The sequence below is a fragment of the Neobacillus drentensis genome (assembly GCF_021560175.1).
Taxonomy (GTDB): Bacteria; Bacillota; Bacilli; order Bacillales; family Cytobacillaceae; genus Neobacillus; species Neobacillus drentensis_A.
In genome coordinates this window covers 3,037,181-3,049,527 of the sequence record NZ_CP091110.1, presented here as the reverse complement: position 1 = coordinate 3,049,527, position 12,347 = coordinate 3,037,181, and the positions used below count along the sequence as shown (strand labels likewise).

Below are 12,347 nucleotides of genomic sequence, written 5' to 3'. Positions count from 1 at the left end.
CGATGCTTTATTTAGATAATAGTGCCACGACTCAGGTTCATCCGGAAGTAAAAGATGCAATGCTCCCCTATCTTATGGAGGAATTTGGTAACCCATCAAGTAAATATTATTCAGTTGCTGAAAATGCCAAAAATGCAGTAAAAGAAGCAAGGAACAATCTTGCTTCTTTACTTGGCTGTTCTAGTTCGGAAGTAATATTTACAAGTGGTTCTACTGAAAGTAATAATATGATTATTAAGGGTGTAGCAGATTATTATTCTGACCAAGGTAATCACATCATAACAACAAAAGTAGAGCACCCCTCTGTCTTGGAAACTTGTAGATATTTAGAAACAAAAGGTTTCGAAGTTACTTATCTTGATGTCGACCATTTTGGAAGAATTAATATTGAAGATTTGAAGAAAGAAATGAAAGGAACTACTATTCTTGTTTCTGTAATATGGGGTAATAATGAATTAGGTTCTTTAAATGATATGAAGTCTATTTCAAACTTGTGTTTAGAGGAAAATGTTTTTTTACATTCAGATGCTACACAAGTTATAGGTAAGATTGAAGTGGATTTATCTAATTATCCAGGTTTGACATTCTTATCTTTCTCCGGTCATAAATTTCATGGTCCAAAAGGTATTGGTGGTTCATTTATAAGAAAGGATCAATACGATATTCTGACTAAAATCACCCCCCTATTACATGGTGGAGGGCAGGAACTTGGAATAAGAAGTGGTACCCTTGCTGTCCATAATATTGTTGGATTTGGTAAAGCTGCAGAGTTAGCAAACATACATGCAGTTAAAAATAGAAATCAATTAATAGAATTGGAAAACTATTTAACTGACATCTTAAAAGAGAAATTCAATACCCATATTGTTTTTAACAATGATGTTACGAATAAAATCCCTGGAATAATTAGCGTACAATTTAAAGGTGTTAATAATGAGATATTAGTGAAAAAACTATCTCCAATTATTGCGGTTTCTACTGGATCAGCATGCAGTTCTAGTAAACCTTCTCATGTTCTAGCTGCTATTGGATTGTCGATCGATCAGGTTAGATCAACAATCCGTTTCTCATTGTCTAGCTTTCTAAGTATAGAAGATTTAGTTGTTTTTAATCAACTGTAGGATAATTATGTACTCTTCCAAATCGAACAGGCAATACAGTCAACTTTCGGTAATTTATGGGGGAAAGAAACATATAAGGATAAAAGGGAGAACTGTATCTCCCTTTTATCCTTATATTATGAAAAACTAAGCTTTAAAGAATCCTTTAAGTCATTCTCTTCTAACCACACTAATACTTGAGGTGATAAATCAGATACTGTAGCTTTGTTATCAAACACTTTTTGCAAAAATTCAATTATCGTATCATTTAAATGTAAATTTGTAATGATTCCTGTTCCCTGGCTGATTAGATCCTCTAACTCATCAAAAGATTTAGTGGAAGGTTGAACTGAATATAAATTATTCAATTTCTTTATAATAAAAATCGCTTGGTTATCATTCCAAAATAAATCTTTTACGATAGTTAATAAATTAATAACTGGTTTAATCCTCTCCCTTACCATCTCCTTCCAATTCTCAGTAAATTTATATTTAGAATTCACAAGACTATTTTTAATATCAATAAATTCACGCTCAGTTGGAATAGTTCCATGATCAATCAAATCCGTTAGGTTCTTGATTTTGATATTAAATAATTTTATGTTTAGATCAATTGAAACTATGAGGCCTCTTTTAGAAAATTCTTTCTGAAGCGAGCTTATATCTTTTTGTAGCTGGTTAATTTCTGAAAAAAACTTTGATAAATTTTTAACTTTATTATTATTATTTTTCATTTCTGCCAAATCTAGGCTTCGTGTTATTATATCTACGGTATTATCTATTTTCTTTAACAACATGAATATCACTAACTCCTAATAAGTTTAATGATTTCTTTACATTTCTTACATTACGCTTTAATTCATTTAGGTTCTCTTCATATTCAATTATTTCTTTCTCATTTTGTTTAATTGAATTCTCATATTTATTTTTCAGTTGTTCAAGTTTATTGTCTATTTCCTGCAATAAAGTATAAAACCTTGTTAGGGTCACTAAGGAAAGTCTTGATATTTTTATTAAACTCTCCAAATTGGTATCCTCTATTGTGCCAATTGTCTCCATGATCCCTACAATTTCGGAAGAAAATTTATTTATTTCCTCATCACTTTCTAATGCTATTTTATAATCCTCGACAGAGTAAAACTCCTGTGCTTTTCCGCGCAATGTATTTTCTAGGAAGGACCTAATTTTATAGATAGATTGAAGTACTTCTTCTTTAGTCACAAAGTTAGTTATTTTTTTTGTATAATTTTGCAGCTCGGCTAATTCTAGTTCCACAAGTTTCTGTATCAATGAATGAATATTTTTCATTAAACTATATGAAATATAAATTAGTGAATTTGATTCTTTTACATCAGGTATATCTGATAATTTCCATTTTATTTTTATTAGACTTTTAATCTCATTTAATACATTGTGAGCTGCAATAAATACTTTATTCGTATCAAAACTCGCTTCTCCCAATAACAGGTTAGTATTTTTTATCAAGAAATCGCTATTGTTAATAATGTCATGATCTTTGATAGGGCCGATTAAACGTTCCCAGTTCCGAGAATGTTCATTTTCCCTTATTAATTTTTGAGCGTTCATAACATGTAAATAGATTTCCTCTGCAGTTTCTTCACCAGTAATTTGTCCATTTAGTACACAAATTAAATATTGATTATATACTGCCCATTTTAGCATATCCCACTGTACTTCTTTATCATGCTTAGTTATTAAATCAACAATAGTTTTAATGTTTAACGAAATCCATTTAGATATCAGTAATAAATAATCTGTTGAATTTGGAAAATTCCAAGTACTGTTCCCCTGATATTTAAAAGTAAGAAGTGCATCTAAGAACTGAAAGTCAATATTTGTTCTTTTTAAAACTAAACCAGAACGATTGATTTCAACCGGTTGTCCTTCAATCCCTATTCGGTTAAAAGAACTGCCAAAAAAGTTGGTGGCTAAGTAGCTTGACACTCCATACTTTTCCCATTGGATAAAAGAATGAAGGAAACTAGAGATTTCCCCTCTTAATTCTCTATGATTGGATAGTGGTTTGTCCTCTTGAAACCAATCACGCAATACTTGTTTTTCTTTTTCATACTTTTTATTTGCTTCACTCTGTTTATTAGTTGAAGTTTTCGGTTCAGGTTTTTTAGTCGGAGGAGGGTTTGTAATCTTCGATAGAGCAATTTCTCCGCCTCCATTTGTAACATTACTGCTATCTGTTTCTTTCCCCTTAACAAACGGTAAAGAAAAAGCATCGAAAACTTCTTTCGGTAAATCACCTAACCGTATTTCGCCATTCTCTGTAGTACGAAAAGCGGTACGGTCTCCCCATACTCTCAGGACACAGGATAATTCGTCTGATTTATCTGGAAGTTGATTTTCAATTAATGTTTTATGCAATTCCTCAGCCCATTGAGGTACATCATAATAGTTTTTAAATTCCTGCCATTTACCTGGAAAATCTGTAGGGTTGTTAATAAATCTTTCATATACATGTTTAATAACCTGTTTTAGAAAGACACGGGGTGTTTTTTCATTTAAGGTTTCATAAAGCTGTATTATGGCTCTTTTATTGAACGGAAATAGGTAGATATCACCTAACTCTGGATCTTTAAATGCACTCCAATTATGTTTTTCATACATTTTTGATATTGGTAAATCTTTAAAGTTAGCACCTGTTAAATGCCAATGCTGCAATTCGTCCTTGCTTGTATTTATGGCATTTAAATATCTAGCTGCCATTATGACCACATCATTTTTAGATCCAAAAATGGATTCTAACTCTATAAATACCCTACCCGTTACCCTCTGTTTTAAATTATCAGGAAAAAATGAATTATAATAAGATTTCGTTGTTCCTAGCACTGTAAATAATCTACAAATTTCATCGTTATTATGATCCGATACATTTAATGCTTCAATTAAAGATTGATCAATCCCCGTAAATGAGGTAACATCCTCAATAAATAAGGTAAGTGTTTTATTTATACTCTTCAAGTACTTTCTAAGATCATAGATTACTTGTCTAAAATCTTCACCATTCATTTGAAGACAAAGTTGAATTACAGAGTCCACATAGGAGTTTAAATATTTCGATACTCTAACTCTAAAGTCTTCCTTTTTATAAATATCTTTAGCAAAATCTCGAGCGCTTCTTGTTATATCTTCATAATCTTCAATTTCTTCTCTAAAATCTAATGAAATATTAAAGTCCTCAGGTGTAAATCTTGCATCAAATTCTGTTTGAAGCTTATCTTTTGAATTAGATGAAATCTTTTGATAGATTCGATCAAATGGTCCACCGGGTGCTGCAAATAGATTCTCAACTGCATAATTACATTTTATAAATTCAATTAATTTATTCGACTCTCTTTTACTAATTATACAATTAACAAAATCCTCTTTTGATTCTAACTTTGTCAAAAAATTATTTTTAATAGAATAGAGCAACTCTGAATCATCTAATAATTCTTTAGCATTTGAAAGTTTTTGTGATATTTCTTTATTTTTTATTTCGCTAAATACATCAGATTGTAATATTTGAGCTATTGCTGATTTTAACGTATTTTGATGGCGCTTTATTGAGACAATTACATCGTCTTTTTCCTTATTTAAATCATATCGTTCCATTAACCATCTTATAAAATGCGATTTACCTGCCCCACTATCACCCTGCACCACAATAAAATTGTGTTTATTGGATTGTTTTAATAAATGTTCCGTAAAAAAATCTTCCTCTGATATACTTTTTTCAATGTCTTCACCAATACCGCTTGATGTATATTTTAAATTTTTAAATGGTAGGTGAGTTGCAAGGAACTCTGCTGGTGATGTATAAGTCGCATCGTTTACAATAACTTCATCTAAACGACTAAGTAAATGTAAATAATTCAATTTTGATCACTCCTCAATCGAATATGCGTGACTTGACGATCTACCTCGTGAAACATGCTATTTGTTAAATACCAGATATTAGGAAAGTCCTGGTGGTACTCTAATTTTATTATTTCTTGATCGTGAAGTTCTCTAAGCGCTAAAGAAAGAAAAGTGGAAATATTGTTATCTACTAAACAATTATTAAGTTCAGGGCATTTGGTTATTAACCAACTAAAAAAATCATTTAATGGAATAGCTTTGTCAGTGCTTTGTTCATTAATGTTATATTCAATAATATCCTTAATTCTAGTAGAAGGATTAGGAATAAATATCTTATTATGCAAATTTCCAATACCTAAAAAACTTGCCCATAATCTCCATTGCAAATAAAAGTTATTTTTCCCTTCTCTAATAAAATTTGGATTTTCTCTTGTATAGTCACTTACTCTAATTCCCAAGATTTTTTCATCATTACTAACAACCCATTCTGTATACATATAAAAAATGGTTTTATCTCCGTTAAATAAAATTGAATTTAATCTTCTGCGAAATAGATCAAAAGTTTCTAGATATTCCTTTTCAAAATGGAGTTCATATTGATTGGTTTTATTTTTAGAAATCCATTTACAATCAAGTAAATACTTTAAAACTTTGTTTAATTCACCATCTTTACTAATTGGGTGCACTAATTGTTTTAGTTCGTCTTGAGTGTATGGTTTCATTTCGATTAATTTTAAAAGCGAGTAAACTCTTTCTGGAGTTGCCTCCAGATTAAAATTAGTTTCTATGTTCATGAAGATCTCCTATAATTTCATTAACTGGTCCTTGAATCAGTTCATTTATATAACGAGATTCACTAGTAATGAATGTATTTTTTTTTGCGATATATAGTAGTTTATTCCTTGGAAATGTACTTTTTAGATTGTGTATATATTGGTAGATTTTATTTGCTTTTATAGAATTTTCACTTAACACAATACAAATAGTACCATTTAAAATGATATCATCACCCGACAAAAGCTCATCGTATTCATAAATATTAAATTTCTCGTGCGGAAGATATTCAAAGTCAATTTGGTTACGGTTTTCAACCAATATCACATTAAATTTGTGATCACGGATATAGATTGTATTAAAGTGTTTATCGTATTGAAAAAGTGTCTCGTTTAAAACATGTGTATTAGATGGTATCTGATATAATTTTTGTTGTTCCAAAAACATTAAACGACCTTCAGTAACAGAAATATGATGAGTACTTACAGTTGATTTTCTTTTTTTTAACCTACATGCTGGACATGAAAGACACGCCTTAGTCGCATAAGGATATATTTCTTCTAAATGATAACCATAACAGCTTTTATTTGACACTTTCAACATTTCTTTTATAAGATCTATTTGCTTATTAATTCTATTACGTTCAGATTCTCTAATAATCCTAATTTTTTCTACAAATTCATCGTTAATATTTACAATAGAAAAGTCTTTGATCTGAATGACACAATCATAATCGCCATTTCCAAGCCATTCCACATCTAAAATATCAATAAAGCCATTACGGTATAAAAACAATAAAACATATCCATACCAATTAGCAAAAGTACGACCAGTATATTGCTCGTCACGATTACGAGGGGAAATCATCGTATTAACTACTATTCGATCGCCACTTTCAATCGATTTAGGCTGAGAAAATAAGTCTGTTATTTTTTCAATAATTTTCTCAACAGTCAATACTTTATTACTCGTTAAATTGTTTACTAATTTATAGTCCTCCAAGTGATTAATAAGTGATATAGAAAGGGCCGGATAGCCATCTCTTCCACCTCTTCCTACCTCCTGATAGAACCTATCAATGCTTGGTGGCATGTATAAATGAACAACTGCCCTAATATCTTTTTTATCAACCCCAACCCCAAAAGCAGAAGTTGCCACAACAATGTCAATTTCATCATTTTTCCACTTTCCCAAAATTTCTTCCCTTTTTTCTGATGAGGTATCACCCGTAAATTCCCTTACACGTGTAAAACCATTTTGTCTAATTAAAGTAGTATAATATTCTGCATCCGCCTTTGTACCAACATAAGCAATAAAGGGTCGCGGAAGTTTGGTTAATAGTTCTTCGAAGTTTTGGGATCTCTGATGAATGCTATCACAATATTTATAGTAATACATGATTTCTTCTCTTTGTGTATCTGTCCTAATTTCAATTAAGCGACCTTTTTCGGAAAATAATTCACCTAGAAGTGTAGATGTTTCTTCTGATAAAGTAGCAGATACTAGAAGGGTTTTTAATCTTCCGTTTGTTAATTGAAGTAACTTTTTTCTAATAACAGATAACAATTGAAAGTCAATTCTAAAGAGATCGCCCCATTCATCCACGATATGTGCCTCATCAATGACAAATCTATTTAATTGCCCAGTTACGGCTAATTCAAATAAAACCTGTTTAAACCATGGCCTCATTACTACTTCAGGAGATGTATAGACCAAAGATACCTTTCCATCTTTTAATTCTGCTTCTATCTTCTTCCTTTCTTCTAGTGTAACACCTGCATGAATAACTCTTGCAGCGAATTTTTCTTCATTATAACTAGACTTAATATTTTGTTGCTGGTCGATTGTTAAAGAAACGGTTGGGACAATAACAATTGTTACACCAGCTTCATCATAAAAAGCAGGCATTTGGAAAACAAGGGATTTTCCTCCTCCTGTTCTTAATGCGGCTATAATAGTTGTACCTTCTTCTTGTTTAATTGCAGCATTTACTAAATATTTTTGCCCCTTTGATGTATATTCCTTATATCCAGTCATGTTATATAAATACCCATCTCCTACTGCTGTTTGAGGTGGATTAGAATTATATTTATATACATCTAAAATCTCATTAGCTGCATTTAACCACTCGGGAAAAGAAGGATTACATGAAATTTCTACATCAATGTCATACTTATAATAGTTAAGTCCAAAATGTTGTAAATAATTAAACATCTCATTAAACAATTTATCAGATACTTTAATTTTTAATTTTAAAATTAATAAATAATGCCGAAAAATAACCATGAAATCATTCAAGGTGACTTGTTGCTTCAAGTATTTTTCATAGATTGATATCAATCTAAAAGTGACACTTTCTTGTGGAGTATTTTGTTTATTTTCTTGTTCTTGTAACCTTGCTTCCTTAGGAGAAATCTTGCCTAACAACATTTCCTCGATGATTCCCTTGTGGTTGTCATACATGCTTTCTCACCCTAACATAAAAAACAGAATCTAGTTCATAGCTACAATTAGATATTCCTTTAACTAAAGCTTTATATAAACGTTCATCTTCAGTTACCTCCAGTTGTTCACTATCATAAAAGGATCTTGATTGGTTATGTCCTCTATTTTCCAATTTATAATTCTTCGAAAACTGTTTTTTGATATTGGATATTCTTTTAGCCGATTTTTGTTTAACATTTTCAAGGCTTGCATTTCTTGATTGAATAACAAGTTTTCTCCAACGATTAGGTGAATATAATTCAATAAATTGATCCATGTTACTAAATCTCCCACTTCGTTGACCAAGATGTGTAATTCTAGATTGACTAGTTGATTGGATTAAGCTTTCAATATCATCAATGGTAATCGTTTCATCACCAGAAAGTTTAATTAAATCTGATTCTTTCTTAACTAGATTAAATCCTTTTAAATGTTTAATATTCTCTATTGGAAATCCAAAATCTAATAGATATCGATCTTGGAAACTAGTTTTCCAATTAAATACAAATCCACTAAACTCAAAATTTCCTGCTAATTCCATTGCACAACAAGTGCCTCTGTAATTTGTGATGGCATGATTCATGATCGAATCGAAAATGGGTTCACCCGGTGCAAAAAAGGCAAGTGCTTCATTTTTTATAGCTAATTCCCTCGAAAATGTTCCAACGATTTCATTTGGCTTTTTCGATCTCTTTAGAATTTCGCTTGTCTCCAATGGAATATACCATGCTTTTCTAAAAGAGCCATGACTAAAGGTTTGCGCAGAAAACTTAGCTAGTATATTTTGTTCCATCATAACTTTTTCACTTCTAAATCCTACCATCATTCCCCATGCACCCATTGCATTTGATAAACTTTTTCCTTGATTATCATCTACATTATCTATTAGTTTTTCTATCATACGTTGGAGGCGTCGACTGAGCTGACGATTGGCATCGTATAGGCGTTCTTCTCGGAGAACTTTTTTTAATTCTTTCGTCTCATTCTTAAAATCATCCAATACCACATCAAATTCGATTTCTTCATAATTTAATAGGAAATCTTTAATTAACTCTTCAAAATCTGCTAATGCTATTTCTAGCCCACTTAATGATTCACCAAAAATATTAAAAGCTTCATTCCATATTCTCAATAAGTATTCTTCCATTGAGTCTTGAGCATATAAAACAATGGAACTTACTTCTTTATCTTGGTCCCTACCGATACGATCTAAACGCCCAATTCGTTGTTCAATTTCACTTGGTGAGACTGGCAAATCATAATGAATAATGAGATCTGCCATTTGCAGATTTCTACCTTCCCCTGCCGTATAGTCACAAATCATGACCTTGACATCTTTGTTCATTTGAAACTTATTCATTTCCCTCGTTAAATCTTCTTCTGGTAATCCTTTATAAAATCTGCTTAAACTATCAGATTCTAGAAAGTTACTAAGTAATTGATTGAGCATTTTAGCTGTTTCAGTATAGGAAGTAAAAATAACCACTTTTTGGTCATAAGCCTCTTGATCCAAATAATCTAAAAGCTTAGTTACTCTACTTCTAATAAAATCGGGATCTTCAAGATAAAGGTGTGGGTCCTCAATCTCTCTCTCCATTCCTTGAATGTATTTATCAACAACATAAAGTAATTCATCATACTTTTGTGAGGGTATTAACTTTGAATTCGATTTTAAGTAAGCCTTTAACGCATATGGTGAAGAGAACATTCTACTTAATAGTTCCTTTGCTATTTCAATATTAAGTAGTCCCTCATTTTTCAATTCATTAAGATAATCTAATAATGAAGAGTAGCTCTCGTATTCATAATAGTTTTGGTCAGCATCCTGCATCATATAGGATATTTTATGAAGACTTCTATTTGAGAACTTATTCTTCAATTCTTCACGACGATGACGTATGATATCGCGGTCAATTTGATAGTACTCTGCAATATACCCTAACAATAGATGAATCACAACTAAACTCCGGTCTTCTTTTTCTATATCAATGGAGTCAAACCCTTCATTGAAGTAATCATCATCTAAATAGTCCTTAATTTCTGCTAGTTCATCGGCAATATCCTCTAGTAATCCTTGATCTTCACTATTGCTTTCATAATATTCTTCTAACATATTTCTAATTTCACAAACATGCTCTTTAATCTTATTATTCTTTTCAACTAGAACATCAAATTGTTCTGAACTCATGTCCCCATACGTTTGAGGTTTCAAAAGCTTTAATAAATTTAAATATTCTGTTCTTCTTGAAGTAATAGGTGTCGCAGTTAAAATTAATAAATTGTCAATACGCTGGGATAAAGAATAGATTTTATCGTATATATCTTCATCCTTTATAACTTTATGGACCTCATCAATAATCGCCAAATCCCAATCCCGGTTTAATAGATTCTTATATTGTGGTTTTGTCATTTCCTCTAATGGAATAATCACGTGGTTACTAGTAATTTCACTTTTTCCATCATTTATTTCAGCTCTTAGCCAAAGTTTAATATCAAATTCATTTTTCCATTGATTCATTAAAGTAGTGGGTACAATGACTAATGTATTAAAATCTTCTTTTGTTCTATTTAATGTATTGGCAATAATAAGTGCTTCAATGGTTTTACCAAGACCTACCTCATCTGCTAACATTAATCTACATGGTGATTGTCTTGAAGCCCTCATAATCGTATCAATTTGGTGTGGAAATAAATAAGCACGTGCTCCTACTAATGTTTCAAAACCGATTGGTGAATTATCTAAAATATTGGTAAATGAACTTACCACATTGCGATTTAAATACCATTTTGGATTTTGAAATTCATATTGCAAAAGCTGTTGAACCGGATCAAATTTTGAAGATTGTAAGGATGCCTCGATCTCTGTTTCACACACTTTTACTACTTGTGAGCCACATAAAACATAGTAGTAATAAAACGGTTGTTCTTTTTTCTTAAAGGATTCTAAAATAACCCCTTTTTTTAGCTCCTTACCTTTTGAGTAAAATTTTACAGTTTCGTTTTTCATTAAATGACATCTAGTTACATCCTCTAATCTAAACAGCTTCCTGGAGGGAATATTAGAAAGATATTCCCTAAGTCCATAATGATCATAAAATCTAACCATTACTTCATTAAAATCATTTTGCTTTTCTATAACTTTTCCCATAATAAAAGTTCTAGGGAAGTCTTCACTTTCATCATCAAAAGGACATCTTACATACATTCCATTTACTATATCTTCAAACCCCATTTAAGACTCCCCTCCAATAAAAGTTTCTTTTTCACCCGAATCTACGTGAATCATTTCGAAAGTATATCCATACCTAGGTTGATAGATGGTTGTTAGTCGAATATCTTCATCGGTATAGAAGAGGGGTAAATTAAAGGAAAAATGCCTAACAGATCTTTCCTTTACCATTCCTTTTTCTCTCCACGACTCTACAATCTCAATGTTTATACTTACATCCAATGAAAATTTAGTTTTAAATATTAAACAACTTTCCTTATACTCATTTGAGTCTAATTCCATAATGAGTATTAAATAGTTTAAATACTTTAAATAAAGTTTTTTTTTCGGATAAGGTTCCTCTTCCAATTGATTCAAACTTAAAGTATCTTCTTTGAACTCAACTATAGATATATTGGGAAGAATTTTTTGAATTGAATTTTTCATCAAATGAAAATACTTAGTTTCACGAATATAAATTTGATCAATTGGATATTTTGTTGTATCGAATCGAACTCGTTTTAATAAATCTTCAAATCTTTTAATTAAACCACTACTTTCTAGCAATTCTTCTGCATTGGAAAGTGCCCTCTTTTTCGCTTCATTCATAAGCTTTTGAAATGAAAGATCCTCATACGTGCTCGGAAATTCCCGTCCGACTAAAATACACTCATAGTATTTAGTAAGGGTATTTTCTAACTCATTTGTCCCCCCACTATTATGAAGAATTTCAAAAGCTACCTCAGCTTCAACGATTTGATCTCCAAATCCTTTTCCAATATGTTCATATAACTTTCCAGTATATTTAAAGTCTTGTGGTGCTTCATCACTTTGATTGACTAGCATAAAAACGACATTAATGTTACGTATCTCAATGTAGAGTGTATTTATCATATTTAAAGTCACCA

7 protein-coding genes are annotated in these 12,347 nt (G+C 31.1%); 1 reads left to right on the top strand and 6 read right to left on the bottom strand.

Going from position 1 to position 12,347, the window contains the following annotated elements; genetic code table 11:
- The first annotated feature begins 2 nt into the window (after positions 1–2).
- Positions 3–1,121, top strand: a complete 1,119-nt coding sequence (locus tag L1999_RS14205) for a cysteine desulfurase family protein (protein WP_235744139.1) — start codon at positions 3–5, stop codon at positions 1,119–1,121.
- A 116-nt stretch (positions 1,122–1,237) separates the two neighbouring features.
- On the opposite strand, the gene L1999_RS14200 is transcribed toward L1999_RS14205, so the two are convergent.
- The 6 genes from L1999_RS14200 to L1999_RS14175 are packed head-to-tail and all read right to left on the bottom strand — an operon-like array spanning position 1,238 to position 12,333.
- Positions 1,238–1,897 (bottom strand): hypothetical protein, encoded by a 660-nt coding sequence (locus tag L1999_RS14200; RefSeq protein ID WP_235744138.1) that lies wholly within the window; start codon positions 1,895–1,897, stop codon positions 1,238–1,240.
- Positions 1,875–4,991 (bottom strand): hypothetical protein, encoded by a 3,117-nt coding sequence (locus tag L1999_RS14195; protein ID WP_235744137.1) that lies wholly within the window; start codon positions 4,989–4,991, stop codon positions 1,875–1,877. The genes L1999_RS14200 and L1999_RS14195 overlap by 23 nt, the downstream gene beginning before the upstream one ends.
- Positions 4,988–5,767, bottom strand: a complete 780-nt coding sequence (locus L1999_RS14190) for a hypothetical protein (RefSeq protein ID WP_235744136.1) — start codon at positions 5,765–5,767, stop codon at positions 4,988–4,990. Before L1999_RS14190 ends, L1999_RS14195 begins: the two co-directional genes overlap by 4 nt.
- The gene (locus L1999_RS14185; protein WP_235744135.1) at positions 5,751–8,210 is read right to left on the bottom strand and encodes a helicase-related protein; all 2,460 of its coding nucleotides are present in this window, start codon (positions 8,208–8,210) and stop codon (positions 5,751–5,753) included. The genes L1999_RS14190 and L1999_RS14185 overlap by 17 nt, the downstream gene beginning before the upstream one ends.
- Positions 8,203–11,463, bottom strand: a complete 3,261-nt coding sequence (locus L1999_RS14180; RefSeq protein ID WP_235744134.1) for an SNF2-related protein — start codon at positions 11,461–11,463, stop codon at positions 8,203–8,205. The genes L1999_RS14185 and L1999_RS14180 overlap by 8 nt, the downstream gene beginning before the upstream one ends.
- Positions 11,464–12,333, bottom strand: coding sequence for a hypothetical protein (locus L1999_RS14175; RefSeq protein ID WP_235744133.1), 870 nt, complete (start codon positions 12,331–12,333; stop codon positions 11,464–11,466).
- Positions 12,334–12,347: the final 14 nt, after the last annotated feature.